The organism is Aeromonas sp. 62-46 (assembly GCF_001898585.1).
Lineage (GTDB): Bacteria > Pseudomonadota > Gammaproteobacteria > Enterobacterales > Aeromonadaceae > Aeromonas > Aeromonas caviae.
The window spans coordinates 1-22,147 of the sequence record NZ_MKUI01000048.1 but is presented as its reverse complement, the minus strand read 5'-3'; the positions used below and the strand labels follow the sequence as shown (position 1 = coordinate 22,147).

Below are 22,147 nucleotides of genomic sequence, written 5' to 3'. Positions count from 1 at the left end.
AGGTCTTGCAGGACGACAGGTGCTATCGCCGCCCATGCCATGGATCTGCGGATCCAAGAGTGTTGACATGGGCCCTGCCCGGATTTCGGGCGGGTTGCTACTCCCCAGTGACAGTGCGGACTTTTTACCAAGTGGCTCGGTGAGGCGCAAGGCCAACAGGGGATGATCCGCGCGACAAGTTGTAAAAGGATGTGACAACCCTCGACTCTCCCGTCCGGGATCCTGATCTTTTTACGGGGATCCTTGTGCTGGCACAGCGATTGCTATGAGTTGGCTACTGTCCACATTGACTTGGGAAGGGTGAACGATGAAACGGTGGATCCAACATTTTTACCAGCTTAATCGCCTCAACTGGCTGATGGTCTGGCTGCTGCTCTGCTGCAGCATCATCTTGCTGTTTCCGGCCGGATTGATGAAAGGTGCCGTGAGCCAGTGGGCCACGGCTCATGCGGCCTGGCTTGGGGTCGGCATGTTGATCGCCATCTCCTATTTCTGCAGTCAGGGCTTCCTGATCGCCTGGGAGTGGGCCTGTGACGAGTGGCAGTCCCGCCGCCAGCAGGATCAACTGGCCCAGATGATTGGCTTCCTCGACTTCAACGAGAAGGCGGTGCTGCGGGAGTTCGTACTGCAACGGAAAAGCGTCATAAACCTGCCGATCACCGAACCCGCCGTCAAAAACCTGATGGATGCCGGCGTGCTCACCTACGCCTACGGCAAGCCGGCGCGAGAGAAGGAGGACGAGAACCAGATCCGCGCCCTGATGATCGCCCTGCCAGCGCGCCCTCTGCTGACCTACAAGGTTCTGGGGCTGTCGCGCGGCAAGATGAGCGACGAGCAGGTGGAGCAGATCATGAATGCCAGGCCAAAATTCGCGCAGAAAAGCCTCCAGCGCTGACCTTCTCTCCCCATGAAAGAAAAGAGCCGGACATCTGTTCCGGCTCTTTGCTGTCTGGCGTTGCTTATTCGGTTCTGGCCTTGAGGTAGCCGGCGTAGTCGGGCACCTGGACGCTGAATGCCTGCTGCATGTGCGGGCTGTCCATGATGAAGTCCGCCGTCGCCTCGTTGGTGGCGACCGGGATGTTCCAGACGGCCGCGAGGCGCAGCAGGGCCTTGACGTCAGGATCGTGGGCGGCGGGATTGAGGGGATCCCAGAAGAAGATCATCACGTCTATCTTCCCTTCGGCGATGAGGGCGCCGAGCTGCTGATCCCCTCCCATGGGGCCGGAGAAGAGGCAGGTAATGGGCAGCTGCGCCTTCTTGCCGAGCAGGGTGCCCGTGGTGCCGGTCGCATAGAGATGGTGGAGCTTGAGCTCCTCCTTGCGGCGCAGCACCCAGTTCAGCAGAGGGGCTTTCATGTTGTCGTGAGCCACCAGGGCAACCCGTTTGTGGGGCGCCATCTCGCGTGCAATCAGTTCCATGGAGGTCATCCGTAGCAAAATGATGGGAATGGGGTCGTATCCTAATCGAAAGCGGCGCCTGCCGCTGCCCCATGCATCGTAACTGTGATCCCGGAGGCGGTTCAATCCGGCGCCTGCCATCCTGACAGACTCTGGCCTGCCTTGTCAGCAACCAGGTTGGCTACCGTATCGTTGGGCAAGATCTCTGCCGCTGGTGCCATGAAAAAACCCGCCTGGGCGGGTTGGGATTGTCTCTTGATGTCATCTAGATTCAGGATGACTCGGCATGGAGCTGGGATTGCTGGTAGTTTTCCAGACCGATACGGGCGATGAGATCGAGCTGGGTTTCCAGCCAGTCCACATGCTCCTCTTCATCTTCCAGGATCTCCTGAAACAGGTCGCGGCTGACGTAGTCCTGCACGGACTCGGCATAGGTGATGGCGACTTTCAGGTCGGGGATGGCGTCCATCTCCAGAGACAAGTCACAGCGCAGCATCTCTTCCACCGTCTCACCGATGCGCAGCTTGCCCAGATCCTGCAAGTTGGGCAGCCCTTCCAGAAACAGCACCCGCTTGACCAGCTCGTCGGCATGTTTCATCTCATCGATGGATTCGTGATACTCCTTGTGCCCCAGCCCCTTGAGGCCCCAGTCATCATAGATGCGGGCATGCAGGAAGTATTGGTTGATGGCAACCAGCTCATTGGCCAGCACCTTGTTGAGGTGGGCAATGATTTTGGGATCTCCTTTCATCGACATTACTCCTCGTGTTCGAGCCTAGGCAACGATCACTAGAGCTTAGTCCAGAAACATGACCATAACGTGATGGGGAAAGTCGTCCCCTGGAGGGCAGAAGGAGAGATGAAGACGAGAAGTCGGCGGTTTTACGCCACTTCGTAATAGAGCGGTGCCTGCTCTGACTCCATCTTGTCGATTTCGGTAGCGATGATCTCCATCGCCATGCGCACACATTTACCACATTGAGTACCGACTTCCAGCGACTGTTTCAACTGTCGGAATTCAGTCTTGCCTGCCTGTACCGCCTTGCGGATCTGGTTATCTGTGATGCCGCGGCACAAACACACGTACATAATCTGGACCTCATGCTGGAATGAGATGAAATCTAAATGAGAATGGTTCGTAATGCAAAGAACGAATGGTAATAAGATCCCGTGCTTGCCAGTGATTCCACCCTTGGGGAGAATGCCTGCATCAGAGAGGATGCGAACATGTTCAAAAAACTATTCAATGCCCTGTTCAAGGGAGAGATCGCCCAGAGCCCCGAGGTTGAGCCCATCGAATACATGGGCTATCTCATCTATCCCGAGCCCATGGCGGAAGGGGGGCAATACAGGCTGGCAGGTCGCATCACCAGGGAGATCGACGGGCAATTACAGACCCATCGCTTCATCCGCTCCGATCTCTTTGCCAACCCGGCGGATGCAGAGCGCTTCATGGTGCAAAAGGCCCATACCTTCATCGACCAGATGGGGGAGCGCATGTTTGAACCCCGCGTGAAGCCAGACGCCAGCCCAGCTCCATGATGTCAGCCGAGCTGCTCGCCTTGCGCCACGCTATCGCTCATGCCGGCGAGCGGCGTCTTATCTGGCTGGAAGGGGAGGAGGATGACTGCATCGTTCGTGCCGAATCCTTGCTGTGGGGAGAGGTGTTCTGGCTGGGGCAGGGTCCTGAGCGTCATGCTCCGCAGCCTGCCGCCAAGGCGCTTCAACGGCTCGGTCAGGAGTGCGACACCTTGGTATTCAATGCCTTCAGTGGTTTTCACCCCGATGCATTCGGTGCCTTGGCGGGGACATTGAGGGCTGGGGGGCTCTTGCTTCTGCTGACCCCGCCGCGTGAGGTATGGCCGACCTACCCAGACCCTGATCGTCAGAGGCTGGTCGCCCAGCCAGAGGAGGCCGATCGTGCCGGGCAGGGGTTCATCTCCCGTCTGGTACGGTTGCTGGAAGAAGATCCGGCGCGAGATCTGACGCCTGCCTCTTGTGATATGACCTGGCAGCCTCTCGACGGAGACCGGCCGCTGAGCGCGGATCAGGCCCGTGCGCTGCCCGCCATCCACAACGTGTTGCACGGCCATCGCCGTCGCCCCCTGGTGCTGAGCGCCGATCGCGGTCGTGGCAAGAGCGCCGTGCTGGGGCTGGCGAGCGCCGACTTGCTGAGTCGGGATCCGGCCTTGAGGATAGCGGTGACGGCCCCTTCCCACGCCACAGTGGCGACACTTTTTGCCCATGCAGAGCGCGCGCTGGCAGAGATGCCTGAGCGGCTGGCCGGTCTGAGCTATGTGTCCCCTGATCGGGTGGCTCAAGGAGACGTACTGGCGGATCTGCTGCTGGTGGATGAGGCCGCCGCTATCCCGACCCCACTGCTGGAGGCCATGCTGGCCCGTCACAGTCGTATTGTCTTCGCTACAACGGAGCACGGCTATGAGGGGACGGGGCGCGGCTTTCATCTGCGCTTCAAGCGGATACTCGATGAGCAAACCCCGGATTGGCAGGAGCTGCGCCTGGTGGAGCCCATTCGCTGGAGCCTGAGCGATCCGCTGGAGCCTCTGATCTTCCGGCTCCTTGGCCTGAATGCTGACATATCGGCACCTCATCCCCCGACATCACCGACCTGGCGCCAGGTCGGACAAGATGAACTGGCCCGTGATGACGCGCTGCTCAATCGGGTGTTCGGCCTACTCGTGCTGGCTCACTACCAGACCAGCCCCAGCGATCTGCGGTATTTGCTGGAGGGGCCGGATCTCGATATTCATCTGATGGAGCAGGGACAGGAGTTGCTCGGGGTGGCGCTGGTCGCGCGGGAGGGCAATATACCCCCTGATCTGGCACATGCGATCTGGGCCGGACGAAGGCGCCCTCGTGGACATCTGCTGCCCCAGTCGCTGCTGGCCCACGCCGGTTTCGTGACGGCGGGGGAGCGCTCTTATGCCAGGGTGATGCGCATCGCCATCCATCCTGCCCTTCATCGTCTCGGGCTGGGGTCTTGGTTGCTGGACAAGCTGGTATCACATTATCGGGCATTAGGGGTCGATTATCTGGGATCTGCCTTCTCCGCCAGTCCAGATCTGCTGCCATTCTGGCTCAAGGCGGGATTGAAGGTGCTACGTCTTGGTCTGCAGCGCGATGCGGCCAGCGGCAGTCATGCAGCTTTGCTGCTGATGCCGCTGCAATCGGAATATCACGCCGAGCTGGCGCAATGGCGACAGCGTTTCATGAGCCAGTTGCCGGCCCTGCTGGCGGGTGAACTCAAGAGGCTGGATACCGAACTGGTCTGGCTATCCCTCAGAGGCGGACCTGTCACTCATGTGCCGGATCTGGATGAATTCGAGCATCGGGAACTCGATTGCTTTGCCCACCATCACAAACCATTCGAATTGTGCCAGGGGACATTGCAACGCTGGCTGCTCCGGCAAGTGATGATGCTGGACGGGTTGAGTCAGGATGAACGACGGTTGCTGATCGCCACCATCTGGCAATATGCGCCCTGGTCCGAGCTGGCTGCCCGACAGGGCGTCGCGGGCAAACCCACCCTGATAAAAGCACTGCGCTCCCTGCTGGCCAGACTGCTGGCTCAGCAAGCACCAGCGGGCTGACCCCGCCTCTTGCACGGCAGAAAACCACGGAGCCCGGGAGGACCCCATGGCCCCTCCCGGGTTCTGCACATCGATTCGACTCACCATGGCTGAAGCTCTCCCCGTTCAAGGCGCGGCCACCCCGGGACCAGTTTCTCCCTCTTCCCTGCTCGCGTTTTGCCCATTGCCACTGCTCTGATGAGCCTGACCAAGGCTATCTGCATTTTGGTTTTTTCTGAATATGGACTAATACTTGAATGTGAAATGAATTTTAATAAATGCATTATTTTCAGATGGTTAGCATTGGGTGTCGAATGTTGGCCATCTTCTCCAACGTGCACAGGGAGTGCAATGTGAGAAACGATGCAGCTCAGGCAGGTGCCGGAATGATGATGTGGTTCATCAGCAGCAGCGCCTTTGCCAATGAGATCCGGTTCAACATGACGCGCGGGGCCACCGCCATCAGCCAGCAGGTCTATGACCTGCATATGACGATTTTCTATATCTGTTGCGTCATCGGTCTGCTCGTCTTCGGCATCATGTTCTGGTCCATCGTGCACCATCGAAAATCGCGCGGTGCCAAAGCCGCCCAGTTTCACGAAAGCACCCGCATCGAGTTGCTGTGGACTGCCATCCCCGTGTTGATACTGATCGCGATGGCGGCACCGGCAACCTCGACCCTGTTGAAGATGGAGGATACCTCCAAGGCCGATCTCACCGTCCTCGTCACGGGCTCGCAATGGAAATGGCATTACAAATACCTCGAGTATCCGGTGGCGTTTTATTCCCTGCTGGCGACCAGCAAACAGCAGATCTCCGGTGATGCCCCCAAGGGCGGCAATTATCTGCTGGAGGTGGATAACCCTCTGGTATTGCCGGTCGGCAAGAAGATCCGTTTCCTGATGACCTCGGACGATGTCATCCACTCCTGGTGGGTTCCCGCCTTCGCCGTGAAAAAAGATGCCAATCCTGGCTACATCAACGAATCCTGGACGCGGATCGACAAGCCGGGCACCTATCGTGGGCAGTGCGCCGAGCTGTGCGGCAAGGATCACGGTTTCATGCCCGTGGTTGTGGTGGCCAAATCCGCAGAGGAGTTCGAGGCGTGGATTGCCAGGAAGGGAGACGAGCAGGCAACCGCCAAGGCACAGCAACAGTTGCAGGCAGCGGAGACCATGACGTTGCCACAAGCCATGGCGCTGGGGGAGAAAGTCTATCTGGGCCACTGTGCGGCCTGTCATCAGCCCGCGGGTACCGGATTGCCCGGCATCTTCCCGGCGCTCAATGGCAGCAAGGTGACCACACAGGCTGAGCATCGTGCCCAGCATCTGGATACTGTGTTGCACGGCCGGAGTGGTACGGCGATGCAACCTTTTGGCAAACAGTTGACGGCGAAGGAACTGGCCGCCGTCATCACCTATGAACGCAATGCCTGGGATAACAAGACCGGTGACCTTGTGCAGCCAGCCGAGGTGCAGTCCCTTCTCAACCCGGCCAATCCGGACAAGGACAAGTGAGGCGTCGGCATGAGTGATGGAATCACGGATACCCCGCACAGCGAACATGTCCACCAGCCAGCGGCCGGTCTGAGGCGCTGGCTCTACACCACCAATCACAAGGACATCGGTACCCTCTATCTGTGCTTTGCCCTCACCATGTTCTTTACCGGTGGCGCCATGGCCATGGTGATCCGGGCAGAACTGTTCCAGCCCGGACTGCAACTGGTGGAACCCCTGTTTTTCAACCAGATGACCACGGTACACGGCCTCATCATGGTCTTTGGTGCCGTCATGCCCGCCTTCACCGGCCTCGCCAACTGGCTGATCCCCATCATGATTGGGGCCCCTGACATGGCACTGCCCCGCATGAACAACTGGAGCTTCTGGATCCTGCCGTTTGCTTTCCTCATCCTCCTGTCGAGCCTGTTTATGGAGGGAGGCGGCCCCAGTTCTGGCTGGACCTTCTATGCCCCCCTGTCTACCCAGTACAGCGGCAACAGCACGGCCCTGTTTGTCTTTGCCATTCACATCATGGGGATCTCCTCCATCATGGGGGCCATCAACGTCATCGTGACCATCTTCAACCTGCGGGCGCCGGGCATGGGCTGGATGGAGATGCCGCTGTTTGTCTGGACCTGGCTGATCACGGCGTTTCTGCTCATCGCTGTCATGCCGGTGCTGGCGGCTGCGGTGACCATGGTGCTGACGGACAAGTATTTCGGGACCAGTTTCTTCGATGCGGCCGGTGGGGGGGATCCTGTCCTGTTTCAGCACATTTTCTGGTTCTTCGGGCACCCGGAAGTCTACATCATGATATTGCCGGCTTTCGGCATCGTCTCCAGCATCATTCCGACCTTCTCCCGCAAGAAGCTGTTCGGTTATCGCTCCATGGTCTATGCCACCAGCAGCATCGCCTTGCTCTCCTTCATGGTCTGGGCTCACCACATGTTCACCACCGGATTGCCCGTGGTGGCGGAGCTGTTCTTCATGTACACCACCATGCTGATCGCGGTGCCGACAGGGGTAAAGGTATTCAACTGGCTTGCCACCATGTGGCGTGGTTCTCTGACATTCGAGACCCCCATGCTGTTTGCCATCGCCTTCATCACTCTGTTCACCATTGGCGGTTTCTCCGGGCTGATGCTGGCCATGACGCCGGCTGATTTTCAGTATCACGACACCTATTTCGTAGTGGCCCATTTCCACTATGTGCTGGTGACCGGTGCCGTCTTCTCGATCCTGGCTGCGGCCTACTACTGGTTGCCGAAATGGACGGGGCACATGTATGACGAGCGGCTCGGCCAATGGCATTTCTGGTGTTCGCTCGTCTCGGTCAATGTGCTGTTTTTCCCCATGCATTTTGTCGGGCTGGCGGGCATGCCTCGCCGCATTCCCGATTACGCCCTGCAATTTGCCGACTTCAACATGCTGATCAGCCTGGGGGGTTTTGCCTTCGGCCTGTCCCAACTGCTGTTTGTCTGGGGCGTGGTCAAATGCATCAGAGGCGGAGCCAAGGCGAGCGATCGGGTATGGGAGGGGGCCGAGGGGCTGGAATGGACGCTCTCTTCTCCCCCTCCTTATCACAGTTTCCAGACTCCGCCGGATATCCGGTCGGAAGAGCGTTAGGGAGATCATATGACCCAGGTCAGTCATGCCCCCTTGCTCAGAAAACTGGCTCTGGTCGTGCTCGTCATGTTTGGTTTTGCCTTTGCGCTGGTGCCGCTTTATGACGTCTTCTGCCGGATCACCGGCCTCAATGGCAAGACGTCTGATCAAGCGGCCAGTACGGAGCGGGCGGTGATCGACAGCAAGCGGAGCATCCAGATCGAGTTTCTTGCTCATGCGGATACCCGGATGCCGTGGGAGTTCAACGGTGAGACGGCTCGGCTATCGGTGCGGCCGGGGGAGGTGAAGATGGTCAACTTTCGGGTGTTCAATCCCACGGAGCGGACCATGGTGGGTCAGGCGGTCCCGTCGGTCTCTCCCGGTCCCGCCGCAGCCTATCTGAAGAAAGTGGAGTGTTTCTGTTTCAATCGCCAGGAGCTGAGGGCAGGGCAGAGCAAGCTGATGCCGCTCAAGTTCTATATCGATCCGGCACTACCGGACAGCATCAATACCATCACGCTTTCCTACTCGCTCTATGACATCACGGAGTCCGTACCTGCACCGGCACTCGCACAGAGGAAATGACCATGGCCAAGGTGAACCAGACCTATTATGTCCCGGACCAGAGTCGCTGGCCCATCATTGGTGCCATTGCACTGTTTTTCCTGGCGTTGGGGGCGGGACATCTGGTCAATGAAGTAGCGAGTGGGCAGACCGGTTTCGGCCGGTATCTGATGATGGCCGGTGTCGCCCTGCTGGCATTCATGTTGTTTGGTTGGTTCCGTCACATCATCCGGGAGTCCATGACCGGGCTCTACAGCGCCCAGATGGACAGATCCTTCAGGCAGGGCATGGTCTGGTTCATCTTCTCCGAAGTGATGTTCTTTCTGGCTTTTTTCGGAGTGCTGTTCTATGCCCGCCAGCTTGCGGTGCCCTGGCTGGATGGTGCGGGCCACAGGGTGATGACGGGCCAGCTGCTGTGGCCGGATTTCACCGCTCACTGGCCCCTGCTCAAGACGCCCGGCGGGGCCACGACCCAGGCCATGCCCTGGCAGGGGATCCCCCTCATCAATACCCTGATCCTGCTCGGCTCCTCCGTGACCCTGCTGTTTGCACACATGAGTCTGGAAAACGGCAGACGCATGCGGCTCAAGGGGATGTTGCTGGCCACCGTGGTGCTCGGGCTGATATTCCTGTGGTTTCAAGGCTATGAGTATCTGCATGCCTATCGGGATCTCGGACTGCGGCTGGATTCCGGCATCTATGGCAATACCTTCTTCATTCTGACCGGGTTCCATGGACTGCACGTGCTGCTGGGCACCCTTTTCCTGACCATCATCTGGCTGCGAATCATGTTGAGGGATCATTTCACCCCACAGCGTCATTTCGCTTTCCAGGCTGCGGCCTGGTACTGGCACTTCGTCGATGTGGTCTGGCTCTGTCTGTTCGTCTTTGTCTACCTGCTTTGATGCCGTGCTCAGTAGGGGCGCGGGTTGGGCTCCAGCCAGCCCATCGCGAGAGAGAGCAGCAGTATGATGACCACCAGCAGGGAGAAGAAAACGCGCCGACCCAGAGGTACCGACATCTTTTGCGTATTGCCTGCACTGAGCATCAGCCAGAGGGCGTGAAACAGCTGGCCGATGATGAGCAGCAGCATGAGTATCAGAACGACCTTGATCAACATCTTGGGATCCTCCTCGATATGCGCGATTCGGCTGCACGTGACAAGCGACGACCATGGCATCACAGACGCTGGTTCGTCTTGTTGTTCACTCTGGTGGTGACGGCCGGTTTGTGCAAGCTGGCATTCTGGCAGTGGCAGCGCGGAATGGAAAAAACGGCCTGGCTGGCGCAGATGGCAAAGATGCAGCAGGCCGGACCAAGGACATTGGCCCAGATCGACTGGCAACACCCGGAGTCACTGGATGGCCAGCCTCTGCAAGGGAAAGCCGAGTGGGTCAGCCCTTATGTCTGGTTGCTGGACAACCAGATCGTCAACGGGGAGGTTGGCTATGACGTGCTCATCCCGGTACGCACAGAGGGAGGATCCTCACTGTTGCTGGTCAACCTGGGATGGGTGCCCGCGCCATCCGACAGGTCGCAATTGCCCAATCCCGCCATCCCCGCCGCAATGACCCTTGAAGGTGTTCTGCGCATGGCTCCCGGCAGCTTCCTGCTGGGACAGAACATAGAACCAGGCCCCTACCCGAACCGGCTGCAATCCATCAGGGCCGAGACCCTGCGACAGGCAATCGGAGCCCCGCTTGCAGACGCCGTGTTGTATCAAAGACGAACCCCATTCCTCTATCACTACCAGCACAATGTCATGCCTCCTGAAAAACACCGGGCCTATGCGGTGCAATGGCTCGGCTTGGCGCTGGTGGTTCTGTCAGGGGGGGTCATGCTGACAAGGAGGTGCTCCCCATGAGCGGATGGCGACGCTGGCGGGTGCCAGCGCTCTTTGCTGCGGTGATCCTGCTGCCTGTGGTGCTGGCGGCTCTGACTCTTCACCAGGGCTGGTATGAACCCGGCACGCGCAGCAAGGGGCACTGGCTGCACCAGGAGATCTACCTGTTGCAACCGCTTCCAGCCCATCAGCACCAATGGCGACTGGTCTATCTGGTGGCCCCTCGCTGCGAGGGGCAATGCCGGCAGGTCCCCGCGCTGATGGCACGTATCCAGGCCGCACTTGGCCGTAATCTGGACAAGCTGGAGCTGGTCCAGTTGACGCCACCTCACGAGGCAAACAGTGAAATGAGGGAGGGGGATATACTGCTGGTGGACGACCGCGGGCTGGCCATCTTGCGTTACGAGGTGCCCGGCAGCACGACGACCTGGCCGTTGCTTGGCAAGGCGGTACTGTCGGATCTGCAGCAACTGCTCAAGTATCAGCGTGGGGTGCAGTGACGATGCAGCCGGCATGGGACTCGCATCTTCTGGCTACTGCACGGTCAACGAGGCGGCATATGAAGATGCACAAGAGGCTGGCCTCCGTGGCCATTGCGCTGGCCGTTCTTGTCATCGCGCTCGGTGCTTATACCCGGTTGACGGATGCCGGGCTGGCTTGCCCCGATTGGCCAGGTTGCTATGGTTCCCTGGCCATTCCCCGCGCCGAGCATGCGGAACTGGCGGCACAGCGCTATCCGGCCAGCCCGCTTGTTCCTCACAAGGCGCGCAGCGAGATGGTGCATCGCTACTTCGCCGGGGTGCTGGGAGGCGTGATTGTGCTCCTGTCCGGCTTGGGCTGGCGTACAGGCGGCCGACTGCGCCACCTCTCGCTCATCTTGCTGGTGCTGGTTGCGGGTCAGGCGGCACTGGGTATGTGGACGGTGACCCTGGCCCTGCATCCCCTGGTGGTGACCACTCATCTGCTGGGCGGCTTCGCCATCCTGACCTTGCTTTGGCTCTATCGGGCCGAATTGGCAGGTTTCCCTTCACCCCCGCCCGTACACCAGGGCGTTTCCTGGCTTGGCAGCATGGCCTGTGGCGTGTTGCTGCTGCAGATCGCGCTGGGGGGCTGGACGTCGGCGAACTATGCGGCCATGGCATGTGTGGAGTTTCCCTTGTGCCAGGGCAACTGGCAGGCAGAGCTGAATTGGGCGCAAGCCTTTCATCTCCCTCTGGGGCACGCCAGCTATGAGTTCGGCGTGCTGGGCAAGGAGGCGCGCCAGACCATTCACATCGCCCATCGCCTGGGAGCGCTGACCACGGCCTTGCTGGTGGGAGCTTTCGCCCTCGCGCTGCTCTGCCAGCGGCCCCCCCTGAGAGGGTTTGGCTGGCTGTTGCTGGGTCTGCTGACCGTGCAGATTGCCTTGGGATTGGCGAACGTCCATCTGGCCCTGCCACTGGCCAACGCCCTTGCGCATAATCTGGTGGCCGCCCACCTGCTGGTCTGCTGTGTGCTGGCGCGCGGGAGACTCTCTATGCCTCATCACAACCCCTTGCCATCCCCTGGGATGGTCAGGAGCCGGACATGAATGGGAGAGTGCGGGCACAGCGCTTCGCCCTCCGCCGGGTGCGCGATTATTGTCAGTTGACCAAACCAAAGGTGGTCGCCCTGCTGCTCCTGACCGCCTGGGTGGGCATGCTGCTGGCCGAGCCGACACGCGCCTCTCTGGACGAGATGATACTGGGCCTGGCGGGGATTGGACTGCTCGCTGCCGGGGCGGCGGCCATGAACCATTCTCTGGATAGCGGCATCGATGCCCGGATGCGCAGAACGCGCTGGCGCCCGGTCGCCATGGGACGGATCACGCCGGGGCAGGCGATGAGTTCTGCGATCTGTCTGGCACTGTCGGGGTTTGTTCTGCTCCATTGGGGCGTGAATCCCCTGACTGCCTGGCTAACCCTGGCCAGCCTGTTCGGCTATGCGGTCGTCTATACCCTGCTGCTGAAGCGGGCCACGCCGCAGAATATCGTTATCGGCGGATTGGCGGGAGCCATGCCACCGCTCTTGGGCTGGACCAGCATCACGGGGCAGCTTTCGGCCGAGCCCTGGCTGCTGGTGATGATCATCTTTACCTGGACGCCGCCCCATTTCTGGTCTTTGGCCATCCACCGGCGCGATGACTATGCCGGTGCCGACATTCCCATGCTGCCCGTCACCCACAGCACCGATTTCACCAAGACCGCCATCCTGCTCTATCTGCTGATCCTGACGCTCGTCTGTCTGCTGCCCTATCTGATCGGCATGTCGGGGCTTGTCTACCTGGTCGGCAGCCTTGGGTTGAACCTCGGATTCTGCTGGCATGGTTGGCTGTTGAAGTATGGGGATCGCCCCGGCCAGGCGATGCGCACCTTCCGTTTCTCCATCTATCACCTGATGCTGCTGTTTGGTCTGCTGATTCTGGATCACCACTGGCTGTGGCGGTTGTCATGACGTTGACGCGGGTCGCGGTCGGGTGAACGGTGACGCTGCGTCGGTGCACAGCAGGGATGCACAGACCTGATGCAAAACAAGATGGCCCCTTGGGGCCATCTTGTTTTCAGGAGGGCGGGAGCCTAGAGCTTGACCATGATATGGCGCGGCACCGTGTAGTCCTCCAGCGCGTAGAGGGAGAGATCCTTGCCGTAGCCGGACATCTTCATGCCGCCGTGGGGCATCTCGGAGGTGAGCATGAAGTGGGTGTTGATCCAGGTGCAGCCGTACTGCAGGTGGCTGGCTACCTTGCTGGCAAGGCCGAGATCCCGGGTCCAGACCGAGCTGGCGAGGCCGTAGTCCGAGTCGTTGGCCCACTGCACCACCTGTTCGGCGTCGCCAAAGCGGGTCACCGACACAACCGGGCCGAATACCTCCCGGCGCACAATTTCATCCTCCTGACGGGCATGGGCGATCAGGGTCGGTTCGAAGAAGAAGCCGTTGCCGGGGCGGATCTTGCCCCCCGCCGTCACCTCCACATGACCGCTGCTCTGGGCCCGCTCCACGAAGCTGGCCACCCGGTTGCGCTGCCGGTCCGAGATGAGCGGCCCCATCTCCACTCCCTCCTCGCGCGGACCGCCCACCTTGATGGAGGCGACCGCCTCGGTCATGGCGGCGACGAACTTGTCGTATATCTTGCCCTGGGCATAGATGCGGCAAGCGGCTGTGCAATCCTGGCCGGCGTTGTAGAAGCCGAAGGTGCGAATGCCGGCCACCACGGCCTCCAGATCCGCATCGTCAAAGATGATGACCGGTGCCTTGCCCCCCAGCTCCAGGTGGGTGCGCTTCATGGTGCGGGCGGCGCTCTGCAGGATCTTCTGGCCGGTGGCGATGTCACCGGTGAGCGACACCATGCGCACCAGCGGGTGCTCCACCAGCGGCGCCCCCACGCTCTCGCCCCGGCCGCAGACGATGTTGATGACGCCGCGCGGGAAGAGCTCGCTGGCCAGCTCCGCCAGGCGCAGGGCGGTGAGCGGGGTCTGCTCGGAGGGCTTGAGCACCACCGTATTGCCGGCGGCGAGCACCGGGGCCATCTTCCAAGCCGCCATCATCAGCGGATAGTTCCAGGGGGCGATACTGCCCACCACACCGATGGGGTCGCGGCGGATCATGCTGGTGTGCCCCTCGATGTACTCCCCCGCCAGCGGCCCCTGCAGGCAGCGGGCGGCGCCGGCGAAGAAGCGGAAGCAGTCCACTACCGCCGGCAGCTCGTCATTGAGCACCGCCAGATAGGGCTTGCCGCAGTTGAGGGATTCGAGGGCCGCAAACTCCTCGGCGTGGCGCTCGATGGCATCGGCCAGGCGCAGCAGCAGGGTACTGCGGCTCGCCGGGGTGGTGCGGCTCCACTGGGCGAAGGCGCGCTGGGCGCCGTTCACCGCCCGGTTCACCTGCTCGAACGAGGCTTCTGGCACGGAGGCTATGAGCTCCCCGGTGGCCGGGTTGAGGATGGGCTCGGCCTGGCCGTCACCGGTGACGAACTGACCGTCGATCAAAAGTTGGGTAGAGAGTTTCATGGTTGCATCCTTGCGCACGCGTTGAGTCGTTATTTGCCGCTGCCGGCAACGTCCTGGCCGTCGCGGGTGAGGTAGTAGGCAAGCAGAATGGGAATGGTGGTGAAGGCCACTATGATGAGCGCCACCACGTTAGTGACCGGCCTGTCCCGTGGCCGGATCAGCTCCTGATACATCCAGATCGGCAGCGTGGTCTGCTGGCCCGCGGTGAAGGTGGTGACGATCACCTCGTCAAAGCTCAGGGCAAACGCCAGCATGCCCCCCGCCAGCAGTGCCGTGGCCAGATTGGGCAGGATCACGTAGCGCAGGGTCTGGAAGCTGTCGGCACCGAGATCCATCGACGCCTCGATGAGGCTCTGGTTGGTGCGGCGAAAGCGCGCCAGGGCATTGTTGTAGACCACCACCACGCAGAAGGTGGCGTGACCGATGACGATGGTCCAGAAGCTGAAAGGGATCTCCATCACCCCGTAGGCGGAGCGCAGCGCGATGCCGGTGACGATGCCGGGCAGGGCGATGGGCAGCACCAGCAACAGCGATACCACCTCCTGGCCGAAGAAGCGGCTGCGGGCGATGGCCCCCGCCGCCAGGGTGCCGAGCACCATGGCGGCCAGCGTCGCCAGCCCCGCTACCTCCAGCGATAGCTGGATGGCGCGCCACACGTCGGGGCGGTTGAGGGTCACCTCGAACCACTTGAGGGTGAGCCCGGGCGGTGGGAACTGATAGCTCTTGCTCTCGCTGGTGAAGGCGTAGAGGAAGATGAACAGGATCGGGAAGTGCAGGAACAAGAGGCCGCCGATGGCCGCGTACTTGAGCAGGCCGGAGGGCTGGCTGTCATGGTCCCGTTTCATGGAAGTATTAGAGCGCATCGAAGGCCCCCAAGCGTTTCGCGATGGTCAGGTAGATGGCGATGATGAGGATCGGCACCAGCGAGAAGGCGGCGGCGAAGGGCAGGTTGCCCGCCGTGCCCTGCTGCATGTAGACCACCTGACCTATGTACATGGTGGAGTTGCCTATGATGCCGGGGATGATGTAGTCCCCCAGCGTTAGGGAGAAGGTGAAGATGGAGCCCGCCACCACGCCGGGCAGGGCCAGCGGCAGGATCAGGGTGCGAAAGGTCTGGGCCGGGGTGGCGCCGAGATCGCCGCTCGCCTCCAGCAAGGAGCGCGGGATCCGCTCCACCGCCGCCTGGATGGGCAGGATCATGAAGGGCAGCCAGACGTAGACGAACACGATGAAGGTGCCGATGCGCGAGAATGACAGCGACGGCCCCCCGATCACCGGCAGCGAGAGGATGGCGTCCAGCAGCCAGTCCAGTCCCAGGGTGTCTGCCAGCCAGCTGATGACCCCCTCCTTGGCCAGGATCAGCTTCCAGGCGTAGACCCGCACCAGATAGCTGGACCAGAGCGGCAGCATGATGCCGACGTAGAACAGGGCCCGGGTCTTGCCGCTGGTGTAGCGCGCCATGTAGTAGGCGATCGGAAAACCGAGCAGGGCGCAGGCCAGGGTCACCAGCAGCGACATGCCGACGGTGCGCAGGATCACGTCCAGGTTCTCAGCCCGCAGCAGGGCAACGAAGTTCTGCAGCCCCAGCTCGTGGCGGATCTGGCCGCTGAACTCGTCCAGTCCGAAGAAGGCGTTGGAGAGCAGCATCAGCAGGGAGCCGACATAGATGATGCCAAGCCAGAGCAGTGGCGGCCCCAGCAGGATGGCCAGCAGCAGGCCTGGCCGCCCGTAGAGCAGGGTGGAGAGGCGCCGCAGCGGCCTGACGCGAACGGAGTCGGTAGTGTGGCTCATGGCAAGGCTCGCACTGTGGGGGGCGCTCATGGTTGAGCTCCCTGAGGGGCGGTGTGCAGGCGATGGATCGCCTGCTCCGGCCAGCTGAGGCTGACCCGGGCGCCACGGGGCAGGCGGGCCTGGCCCTCGTTGGGATGGTTGACGATAAGCTCGAGCTGCTCGCCGAGATCGACCCGGTAGCGCACGAAGGGGCCGAGATACTCCACCTCGCGCACCTCCCCGGACCAGCCGGGCGTGCCGGCCTCGGCGAGGCGGATCCGCTCCGGGCGCACCATCATCTGGCGCTCATCGCCGCACAGACGGCGGGCCTGCTCCCCCTCGAACAGGTTGACTGTGCCGACGAAGCGGGCGACGAAGGGGGTGGCGGGGGCGTCGTAGATGGTATCCGGCGCGGCGATCTGCTCGATCTTGCCCTGATTGAAGATGCAGATCCGGTCGCTCATGGAGAGCGCCTCCTGCTGATCGTGGGTGACGAAGATGAAGGTGATGCCGAGCTGGCGCTGCAAGGCTTTCAGTTCGAGCTGCATCTGCTCGCGCAGCTTGAGGTCGAGGGCCCCGAGCGGTTCGTCCAGCAGCAGGATGCGCGGCTGGTTGATCAGCGCTCGGGCGATGGCGATGCGCTGGCGCTGGCCGCCGGAGAGCTGGCCCGGCTTGCGGTTGCCGACGCCGGGCAGGCGCACCAGTTCCAGCATCTCGTCCACCTTGCGGTAACGCTCCGCCTTGGCGACGCCCTTGAGCATCAGGCCGTAGCCGATGTTGTCGCGCACATCCATGTTGGGAAACAGGGCGTAGTCCTGAAACACGGTATTGAGGTTGCGATCGTAGGGGGGCACGGTGGAGCAGGGCTCGCCAAACAGCTGGATCTCCCCCTCGCTCGGGTATTCGAAGCCCGCGATCATCCGCAGGCAGGTAGTCTTGCCGGAACCGCTCGGCCCCAGCAGGGTGAAAAACTCGCCGGCCGGGATCTGGAAGGAGATGTCGTCGACCGCCTTCACCTCGCCATAGTGGCGGCTGACCCGGTCAAATTGTACGGCATTCATGGGACGTCCTTGTCTGTGTGGGAAGCAGGCCGGACTCCTGTCCGGCCCCATATCGGCATTTACTGAGGCACCTCAGCGACCACCCAGGATGGCGATATAGTCCGAAACCCAGCGGTAGTAGGGCACGCAGGTTCCCTGGCTCTTGCACTGGGAGACAGGAGTACGCCAGAAGTGAACCCGATCGAAGTTGTCGATGCCGTTGGTCTTGCACCCCTCTTTCCCGAGCAGGGCATTGCCTTCGCAGGCGGCCGGTACCACGGGCACGGAGCCGAACCAGGAGGCGAGATCCCCCTGCAGCTTGTTGTTGAGGGAGTGCTCCAGCCACTGATAGGCACAGGTGAGGTTCTTCGCCTCGCTGTGCACCATGCTGGTATCGGCCCAGCCGGTGACGCCCTCCTTGGGCACCGTCGTGGCGATGGGCTGCTTGTCGGCGATCAGGGTATTGGCCTGGAACGGCCAGGAGCCGGAGGCCACCACCCCCTCGTTCTTGAAGTCGTCGATCTGGACGAAGGCATCGTGCCAGTAGCGTCCCACCAGCTTGCGCTGCTGGCGCAGGAGGTCGAGGGCGGCCTTGTACTGTTCTTCGTTCAGCTCGTAGGGATCCTTGATGCCGAGCGCCGGCTGGTGGGTCATCAGATAGAGGGCGGCATCGGCGATGTGGATGGGGCCGTCAAATGCCTGCACCCGCCCCTTGTTGGACTTGCCGTCCGGCAGGGTCTGTTCCTCGAACACCACGCTCCAGGAGTCGGGCGCCTTGGGAAACACCTTGGTGTTGTACATCAAGATGTTGCCGCCCCACTGGTAGGGCACGCCATAGTGCTTGCCGTCTACCGTGTGCCAGGGGGCATTCTGCAGGCGGGGATCTATCTTGCCGTAGCTCGGGATGAGCGCCAGGTTGAGTGCCTGCACCTTGCCGCCGGCGATGAGGCGCAGGCTGGCGTCGCCGGAGGCGGTCACCAGATCGAAGCCCCCCTCGTTCATCAACGCCACCATCTCGTCCGAGGTGGCGGCCGTCTTGACGTTGACCTTGCAGCCGGTCTCTTTCTCGAAGCCGGTGACCCAGTCGTAGTTCTTGTCGGTCTCGCCGCGCTCCACATAGCCGGCCCAGGCCACGATGTTGAGCTGGCCTTCACCCTTGCCGAGGGTGGTGGGGGCAGCCTGGACCTGGCCTGCCAGCAGGGCGGGGATCAGGGCCAGGGTGAGGGGGGTCAGTTTCATCTTGCTCTCCTTGCATGGGCGGGCACGGTTGTGGTGCCACGCAGACAATTAACATCCTGTTAACCAGCCATGAGCGTAGGAGAAGCGGTGAGCAATGAGAATTTCAATTTTTAGCGGCTTTGGTATCTGTAAAATCGATATCGAGTGCAGATGAATCTGATTTTTTGCCGGAGTCACGGCTGTTCAGGCTCAGTCCTAGCGGGGGAGGTGCTGGCGGGCCCGTAGCCGGCTCTGATCTCTGGCGATGTCGATGAACTCGCGTGCGGCCCAGTCAAGGCGCGAGCCACGCCGCCACACCAGGCCAATGTCGATGGCGGGAATGGGCTCCTTGATGGCGCGGGCCTCGACCCGCTCCTGCTCCAGCGACCAGGGGCGGTAGGCAAAGTCCGGCAGCAGGGCGAGCCCGAGCTGGCTCGCCACCAGGCTGCGCACCGCTTCCACCGAGGCGGTACGCAGCACGATGCGCGGCGCGATACCGTAGCGGCGCAGGCCGCCGCCGATGATCTGGTCCAGCTGGTCGGCGGTCAGCGAGATCATGGGCTCCTCGCCGAGCGCCTTGAGGGAGAGGGTCGACTCGGCGCAGAGGGGGTGGTTGGCGGCGAGCCAGACCCGCAGCGGCGAGCGGGTCAGCAGCTCGGTATCGAACGCCTCCTGGCGGATGGTGCGGTTGGTCATCAGGATCCCCACGTCCACCTCACCGTTGACGATCTGGTGCTCGAGGTAGGGCTGCTCATCCTCTTTCACCTCGATCTGTACCGCCGGGAAGGCGCGGCGAAAGCGGCCGAGGGCCTCCGAGAGGTAGTAGCCTGCCACCAGCGTGGTCACGCCTATGGTAAGCCGCCCCTGATCCTGCTGGGCCACCGCCTTGAGGGACTGGCCGGCTTCGGTCATGGCGCTTAGGATGCGACGGGCGTGCAGCAGAAACTGGTGGCCCTGGGTGGTGAGGCTGACCCCGCGCGGATTGCGCTCGAACAGGGCGGCGCCGAGCTCGGTCTCCAGCTCGCGGATGGCGCTGGTGACCGCCGACTGGGAGATGTGCAGCTCGGCGGCTGCCCGGCTGACCGAGAAGCTGTCGGCCACCGCCACGAAATAGCGGATCTGGCGAAAGGTGAAGTTCATCTGGGCGTCCTGCCACGTGGGATCAAGGTGAGTGCCAGCTTAACCTCGAATCGCACCCAGACAAAAGGCGCCGTGATGGCGCCTTTGTCGTTGTTTTTACGGAAATTAGCGGGCTGTCACCGCCTCTGTGACCGGTACACGGTTCACCCCCTTGCCCAGATAGGCGAGGGTGATGGTCACTATGATGCAGGTGAAGCTGAGCCACATGTAGGGAAGGTAGTCGAGGGTCGCTACCCCGAGGACCCCGGCCATGAAGATGCCGTTGTCGCTCCAGGGCACCATGCCGCAGGTGAGGGTGCCGCCAAACTCGGCGTTGCGGGAGAGGTTCTTGCGCGCAAGCCCCAGCCGGTCGTAGTTCTTGGCCATGATCTTGGGGGTCAGGATCAGGGACACATACATGGCCGAGCCGAACACGTTGGCCAGGAAGGCGGTGCCTATGGTGTGGCTGGTCAGGCTGCCGGCGCTGTTGATGCGCTTCTCGAAGGCGCTGGCGATCACTTCCAGGATGCCGACCTTCTCCAGCAGACCGCCGAAGCCCAAGCCGAAGATGATGACGGCTACCGAGCCCAGCATGGACTCCATGCCGCCACGGCCCAGGATGTTGTCGATGAAATCGACGCCTGAGGTGATGGCAAACGGGCTGTAGGCGGAGTGCATGGCCTTCACCGGATCCATGTCCTGGAAGACGATGGCCCAGACAAGACCCAGCAAGGCGCCGAAGCTGATCACCGGGAAGGCGGGCTTGCGGTTGGCCAACAGGCCCAGCACCAGCACCACGGGCACTATGGCCATGGGGGTGATATTGAACTGCTTGTCGAGGGCGTCCATCACCAGATTGACCTGCTCCAGGCTGACGTTGCCGGAGTACTGCATGCCGACCACGGTGAACAGGGCGGCGGTGATGACGTAGGAGAACAGGCTGATGGGCAGCATCCCCTTGATGTGTTCCATCACGTCGACGTTGGACATGGTAGAGGCCAGCACCACGGAGTCGGAGAGCGGGGAGAGCTTGTCACCAAAGTAGACGCCGGAGAGCACGGCACCGGCGACCAGCGGCGCGGGTACCCCCAGGCTGTGGCCTATACCCATCATGGCGATGCCGGCGGTGGCCGCCGAGCCCCAGGAGGTGCCGGTGGCCAGCGAGGTGAGAGAGCAGATGATCAGGGTCGCCAGCAGGAAGATGGAGGGGTGTATCACCTTGAGGCCGAAGTAGATGATGCTGGGGACGATGCCGCCGGCAATCCAGGTGCCCACCAGGGCACCGACGGAGATCAGTATCAGGATGGCCCCCATCCCCTTGGCGACGCCGTCGACTGCCGCCTGTTCCAGGGATTTGTAATCATGGCCGAGCTTGATGCCGAGCCCCATGATGACGAACCAGGCGATGAACAGTGCCAGCTGGATTGGCAGATCCAGCACGCTGGTGAAGGAGAAGGCCAGGGCCAGGAAAATGGCCAGGCAGGCAAATACTTGCGACATGCCCGGCAATCGGATGTGGTGTTGTTGGTTTTGCATAGACGCTCCCTAAACTCTTGCTCGCCAAGGTCAGCCCCTCTCGTCCTGCGGATGTGTCGATCCCGAGAGGCTTACCAAAAGAGGGCGCAATCTACCATAAAGCGGAGGTGTAAAATCCCCGCTCATTCAGCAAAACAGCTTTAAAATTTTAAAATCCCACAAAATAGTTGATCTGAACGGCATTTTTCACTGTTCAATCGACACCGTTTGATAGCCGGAGATCCATAGGCAAGTTCGATTGCAGATGACAACACCAAAGATGATAATAGTTATCATTAATCTTTTTCGGACCAATGCCAATGAACTGGATAGCACGCGCTCTGCTCTTGGCCGCCCTTCTGGCGGTGCTGGTCTGGGGTCAGGAGAAGGAATACGGGTTCTGGAGCCTGGGGTTCTTGCTGGCTGCCTGGGTCATGCTGGAACCCAGGCTGAGACCGGTGTTGATCCTGCTGCCGGTTGCGGGAATGACAGGGGTCGTCACTCTGCTCTGGCAGCAGGGCTGGCATTAAGCCTGGCGAGTGGGGACGGCCTGGATCTTGTCGTAGGCCTGGCGCAGGGAGGCGATGACCTTCTTCTCCATCTCGCTGCGTTCGGCATCTGTCGTGAAGTAGATCATGTCGACATCGTGGCGGATGTAGTGGGAAGGAAGCTGGTTGAGTGTCAGGCAGCAGAGGTCTGCCAGCTGATAGGGGGTCAATGTTCGAGCCAACCCCTGTTTTTCTATCTCCTTGAGCACCAGATGCTCATAGAAGTTGTGAATATCGGTATCCAGGATCATGGGAAAACCCCCGTGGTGGCGCAGCATCTTCAACAGCATAGCCATGGGGCATGAAAACACAAAAGGCCCGTTACTCTCGTAACGGGCCTTTGCAGAATGATGGTGCGAAGAGAGGGACTCGAACCCTCACATCCGTGGGACACTAACACCTGAAGCTAGCGCG

General features: G+C 61.3%; 24 protein-coding genes and 1 riboswitch. Of the genes, 12 read left to right on the top strand and 12 right to left on the bottom strand.

The window, feature by feature from the left end; all coding sequences use genetic code 11:
• Window positions 1-10: 10 nt before the first annotated feature.
• Window positions 11-118: riboswitch (yybP-ykoY riboswitch) on the bottom strand.
• Window positions 119-307: 189 nt separating this feature from the next.
• Window positions 308-895, top strand: coding sequence for a superinfection exclusion B family protein (locus BGO64_RS15220; protein ID WP_041213974.1), 588 nt, complete (start codon window positions 308-310; stop codon window positions 893-895).
• A 64-nt stretch (window positions 896-959) separates the two neighbouring features.
• On the opposite strand, the gene BGO64_RS15215 is transcribed toward BGO64_RS15220, so the two are convergent.
• The 3 genes from BGO64_RS15215 to BGO64_RS15205 all read right to left on the bottom strand — a co-directional run bounded on the left by BGO64_RS15215 (window position 960) and on the right by BGO64_RS15205 (window position 2,486).
• A complete protein-coding gene (locus BGO64_RS15215; RefSeq protein WP_041211864.1) occupies window positions 960-1,418 on the bottom strand; it encodes a methylglyoxal synthase in 459 nt (152 codons plus the stop codon).
• A 250-nt stretch (window positions 1,419-1,668) separates the two neighbouring features.
• A complete protein-coding gene (gene bfr / locus BGO64_RS15210) occupies window positions 1,669-2,148 on the bottom strand; it encodes a bacterioferritin (RefSeq protein WP_010675778.1) in 480 nt (159 codons plus the stop codon).
• 131 nt (window positions 2,149-2,279) lie between these two features.
• Complete coding sequence (locus BGO64_RS15205) at window positions 2,280-2,486, bottom strand: bacterioferritin-associated ferredoxin (protein ID WP_039039715.1); 207 nt, start codon at window positions 2,484-2,486, stop codon at window positions 2,280-2,282.
• A 138-nt stretch (window positions 2,487-2,624) separates the two neighbouring features.
• Between BGO64_RS15205 and BGO64_RS15200 the strand changes: the two genes are divergently transcribed.
• The 6 genes from BGO64_RS15200 (at window position 2,625) to BGO64_RS15175 (ending at window position 9,560) form a co-directional block, all read left to right on the top strand.
• Complete coding sequence (locus BGO64_RS15200; RefSeq protein ID WP_041211748.1) at window positions 2,625-2,939, top strand: HlyU family transcriptional regulator; 315 nt, start codon at window positions 2,625-2,627, stop codon at window positions 2,937-2,939.
• Window positions 2,936-5,008: a tRNA(Met) cytidine acetyltransferase TmcA gene (locus BGO64_RS15195; protein ID WP_286700955.1), complete on the top strand. Its 2,073-nt coding sequence runs from the start codon at window positions 2,936-2,938 to the stop codon at window positions 5,006-5,008. Before BGO64_RS15200 ends, BGO64_RS15195 begins: the two co-directional genes overlap by 4 nt.
• 365 nt (window positions 5,009-5,373) lie before the next feature.
• Window positions 5,374-6,504: a cytochrome c oxidase subunit II gene (gene coxB / locus BGO64_RS15190; RefSeq protein WP_286700954.1), complete on the top strand. Its 1,131-nt coding sequence runs from the start codon at window positions 5,374-5,376 to the stop codon at window positions 6,502-6,504.
• A 9-nt stretch (window positions 6,505-6,513) separates the two neighbouring features.
• Window positions 6,514-8,112, top strand: a complete 1,599-nt coding sequence (gene ctaD, locus BGO64_RS15185) for a cytochrome c oxidase subunit I (RefSeq protein ID WP_041211746.1) — start codon at window positions 6,514-6,516, stop codon at window positions 8,110-8,112.
• Between the two features lie 9 nt (window positions 8,113-8,121).
• Window positions 8,122-8,676: a cytochrome c oxidase assembly protein gene (locus tag BGO64_RS15180; RefSeq protein ID WP_103259495.1), complete on the top strand. Its 555-nt coding sequence runs from the start codon at window positions 8,122-8,124 to the stop codon at window positions 8,674-8,676.
• A 2-nt stretch (window positions 8,677-8,678) separates the two neighbouring features.
• The gene (locus tag BGO64_RS15175; RefSeq protein ID WP_043152874.1) at window positions 8,679-9,560 is read left to right on the top strand and encodes a cytochrome c oxidase subunit 3; all 882 of its coding nucleotides are present in this window, start codon (window positions 8,679-8,681) and stop codon (window positions 9,558-9,560) included.
• An 8-nt stretch (window positions 9,561-9,568) separates the two neighbouring features.
• Here the strand turns inward: BGO64_RS15175 and BGO64_RS15170 are convergent, their stop codons facing one another.
• On the bottom strand, window positions 9,569-9,775 hold the full coding sequence (locus BGO64_RS15170) for a DUF2909 family protein (protein ID WP_043152873.1): 207 nt from the start codon (window positions 9,773-9,775) through the stop codon (window positions 9,569-9,571).
• Window positions 9,776-9,793: 18 nt separating this feature from the next.
• Here BGO64_RS15170 and BGO64_RS15165 point away from each other — a divergent pair, with 18 nt between their 5' ends.
• Genes BGO64_RS15165 through cyoE form a run of 4 tightly spaced genes read left to right on the top strand, consistent with a single transcriptional unit; the run spans window position 9,794 to window position 12,970 of the window.
• Complete coding sequence (locus BGO64_RS15165; RefSeq protein ID WP_286700953.1) at window positions 9,794-10,519, top strand: SURF1 family protein; 726 nt, start codon at window positions 9,794-9,796, stop codon at window positions 10,517-10,519.
• Window positions 10,516-10,998, top strand: a complete 483-nt coding sequence (locus BGO64_RS15160; protein WP_042878279.1) for a hypothetical protein — start codon at window positions 10,516-10,518, stop codon at window positions 10,996-10,998. The genes BGO64_RS15165 and BGO64_RS15160 overlap by 4 nt, the downstream gene beginning before the upstream one ends.
• 59 nt (window positions 10,999-11,057) lie before the next feature.
• The gene (locus tag BGO64_RS15155; protein ID WP_286700952.1) at window positions 11,058-12,068 is read left to right on the top strand and encodes a COX15/CtaA family protein; all 1,011 of its coding nucleotides are present in this window, start codon (window positions 11,058-11,060) and stop codon (window positions 12,066-12,068) included.
• Window positions 12,065-12,970, top strand: coding sequence for a heme o synthase (gene cyoE / locus BGO64_RS15150; RefSeq protein WP_286700951.1), 906 nt, complete (start codon window positions 12,065-12,067; stop codon window positions 12,968-12,970). The genes BGO64_RS15155 and cyoE overlap by 4 nt, the downstream gene beginning before the upstream one ends.
• A 122-nt stretch (window positions 12,971-13,092) precedes the next feature.
• Here the strand turns inward: cyoE and BGO64_RS15145 are convergent, their stop codons facing one another.
• The 7 genes from BGO64_RS15145 to nhaC all read right to left on the bottom strand — a co-directional run bounded on the left by BGO64_RS15145 (window position 13,093) and on the right by nhaC (window position 21,206).
• Window positions 13,093-14,523: a gamma-aminobutyraldehyde dehydrogenase gene (locus BGO64_RS15145; protein ID WP_069784282.1), complete on the bottom strand. Its 1,431-nt coding sequence runs from the start codon at window positions 14,521-14,523 to the stop codon at window positions 13,093-13,095.
• Between the two features lie 29 nt (window positions 14,524-14,552).
• Window positions 14,553-15,368 carry an ABC transporter permease gene (locus BGO64_RS15140; protein ID WP_286700966.1) on the bottom strand — a complete coding sequence of 272 codons (816 nt, stop codon included), beginning with the start codon at window positions 15,366-15,368 and terminating at the stop codon, window positions 14,553-14,555.
• Between the two features lie 7 nt (window positions 15,369-15,375).
• The gene (locus BGO64_RS15135) at window positions 15,376-16,344 is read right to left on the bottom strand and encodes an ABC transporter permease (protein ID WP_286700950.1); all 969 of its coding nucleotides are present in this window, start codon (window positions 16,342-16,344) and stop codon (window positions 15,376-15,378) included.
• On the bottom strand, window positions 16,341-17,354 hold the full coding sequence (locus BGO64_RS15130) for an ABC transporter ATP-binding protein (RefSeq protein ID WP_286700949.1): 1,014 nt from the start codon (window positions 17,352-17,354) through the stop codon (window positions 16,341-16,343). Before BGO64_RS15130 ends, BGO64_RS15135 begins: the two co-directional genes overlap by 4 nt.
• Window positions 17,355-17,426: 72 nt before the next feature.
• Complete coding sequence (locus BGO64_RS15125) at window positions 17,427-18,572, bottom strand: ABC transporter substrate-binding protein (protein ID WP_286700948.1); 1,146 nt, start codon at window positions 18,570-18,572, stop codon at window positions 17,427-17,429.
• A gap of 195 nt (window positions 18,573-18,767) precedes the next feature.
• Window positions 18,768-19,691: a LysR family transcriptional regulator gene (locus BGO64_RS15120; RefSeq protein ID WP_069651945.1), complete on the bottom strand. Its 924-nt coding sequence runs from the start codon at window positions 19,689-19,691 to the stop codon at window positions 18,768-18,770.
• Window positions 19,692-19,796: 105 nt separating this feature from the next.
• Window positions 19,797-21,206 (bottom strand): Na+/H+ antiporter NhaC, encoded by a 1,410-nt coding sequence (gene nhaC, locus BGO64_RS15115; RefSeq protein WP_010675759.1) that lies wholly within the window; start codon window positions 21,204-21,206, stop codon window positions 19,797-19,799.
• A gap of 299 nt (window positions 21,207-21,505) precedes the next feature.
• Here nhaC and BGO64_RS15110 point away from each other — a divergent pair, with 299 nt between their 5' ends.
• Window positions 21,506-21,715, top strand: coding sequence for a hypothetical protein (locus tag BGO64_RS15110; RefSeq protein ID WP_010675758.1), 210 nt, complete (start codon window positions 21,506-21,508; stop codon window positions 21,713-21,715).
• Here the strand turns inward: BGO64_RS15110 and BGO64_RS15105 are convergent.
• Window positions 21,712-21,984, bottom strand: coding sequence for a late competence development ComFB family protein (locus BGO64_RS15105; protein ID WP_029314828.1), 273 nt, complete (start codon window positions 21,982-21,984; stop codon window positions 21,712-21,714). The two genes, BGO64_RS15110 and BGO64_RS15105, sit on opposite strands and share 4 nt — an antisense overlap.
• Between the last annotated feature and the right edge of the window lie 163 nt (window positions 21,985-22,147).

What these genes read in the sequence shown, in the direction of transcription:
- BGO64_RS15220 (WP_041213974.1), top strand. Translation starts at nt 308, where the DNA reads ATGAAACGGTGGATCCAACATTTTTACCAGCTTAATCGCCTCAACTGG.
- BGO64_RS15215 (WP_041211864.1), bottom strand. Translation starts at nt 1,418, where the DNA reads ATGGAACTGATTGCACGCGAGATGGCGCCCCACAAACGGGTTGCCCTG.
- bfr (WP_010675778.1), bottom strand. Translation starts at nt 2,148, where the DNA reads ATGAAAGGAGATCCCAAAATCATTGCCCACCTCAACAAGGTGCTGGCC.
- BGO64_RS15205 (WP_039039715.1), bottom strand. Translation starts at nt 2,486, where the DNA reads ATGTACGTGTGTTTGTGCCGCGGCATCACAGATAACCAGATCCGCAAG.
- BGO64_RS15200 (WP_041211748.1), top strand. Translation starts at nt 2,625, where the DNA reads ATGTTCAAAAAACTATTCAATGCCCTGTTCAAGGGAGAGATCGCCCAG.
- BGO64_RS15195 (WP_286700955.1), top strand. Translation starts at nt 2,936, where the DNA reads ATGATGTCAGCCGAGCTGCTCGCCTTGCGCCACGCTATCGCTCATGCC.
- coxB (WP_286700954.1), top strand. Translation starts at nt 5,374, where the DNA reads ATGATGATGTGGTTCATCAGCAGCAGCGCCTTTGCCAATGAGATCCGG.
- ctaD (WP_041211746.1), top strand. Translation starts at nt 6,514, where the DNA reads ATGAGTGATGGAATCACGGATACCCCGCACAGCGAACATGTCCACCAG.
- BGO64_RS15180 (WP_103259495.1), top strand. Translation starts at nt 8,122, where the DNA reads ATGACCCAGGTCAGTCATGCCCCCTTGCTCAGAAAACTGGCTCTGGTC.
- BGO64_RS15175 (WP_043152874.1), top strand. Translation starts at nt 8,679, where the DNA reads ATGGCCAAGGTGAACCAGACCTATTATGTCCCGGACCAGAGTCGCTGG.
- BGO64_RS15170 (WP_043152873.1), bottom strand. Translation starts at nt 9,775, where the DNA reads ATGTTGATCAAGGTCGTTCTGATACTCATGCTGCTGCTCATCATCGGC.
- BGO64_RS15165 (WP_286700953.1), top strand. Translation starts at nt 9,794, where the DNA reads ATGCGCGATTCGGCTGCACGTGACAAGCGACGACCATGGCATCACAGA.
- BGO64_RS15160 (WP_042878279.1), top strand. Translation starts at nt 10,516, where the DNA reads ATGAGCGGATGGCGACGCTGGCGGGTGCCAGCGCTCTTTGCTGCGGTG.
- BGO64_RS15155 (WP_286700952.1), top strand. Translation starts at nt 11,058, where the DNA reads ATGAAGATGCACAAGAGGCTGGCCTCCGTGGCCATTGCGCTGGCCGTT.
- cyoE (WP_286700951.1), top strand. Translation starts at nt 12,065, where the DNA reads ATGAATGGGAGAGTGCGGGCACAGCGCTTCGCCCTCCGCCGGGTGCGC.
- BGO64_RS15145 (WP_069784282.1), bottom strand. Translation starts at nt 14,523, where the DNA reads ATGAAACTCTCTACCCAACTTTTGATCGACGGTCAGTTCGTCACCGGT.
- BGO64_RS15140 (WP_286700966.1), bottom strand. Translation starts at nt 15,368, where the DNA reads ATGAAACGGGACCATGACAGCCAGCCCTCCGGCCTGCTCAAGTACGCG.
- BGO64_RS15135 (WP_286700950.1), bottom strand. Translation starts at nt 16,344, where the DNA reads ATGAGCGCCCCCCACAGTGCGAGCCTTGCCATGAGCCACACTACCGAC.
- BGO64_RS15130 (WP_286700949.1), bottom strand. Translation starts at nt 17,354, where the DNA reads ATGAATGCCGTACAATTTGACCGGGTCAGCCGCCACTATGGCGAGGTG.
- BGO64_RS15125 (WP_286700948.1), bottom strand. Translation starts at nt 18,572, where the DNA reads ATGAAACTGACCCCCCTCACCCTGGCCCTGATCCCCGCCCTGCTGGCA.
- BGO64_RS15120 (WP_069651945.1), bottom strand. Translation starts at nt 19,691, where the DNA reads ATGAACTTCACCTTTCGCCAGATCCGCTATTTCGTGGCGGTGGCCGAC.
- nhaC (WP_010675759.1), bottom strand. Translation starts at nt 21,206, where the DNA reads ATGCAAAACCAACAACACCACATCCGATTGCCGGGCATGTCGCAAGTA.
- BGO64_RS15110 (WP_010675758.1), top strand. Translation starts at nt 21,506, where the DNA reads ATGAACTGGATAGCACGCGCTCTGCTCTTGGCCGCCCTTCTGGCGGTG.
- BGO64_RS15105 (WP_029314828.1), bottom strand. Translation starts at nt 21,984, where the DNA reads ATGATCCTGGATACCGATATTCACAACTTCTATGAGCATCTGGTGCTC.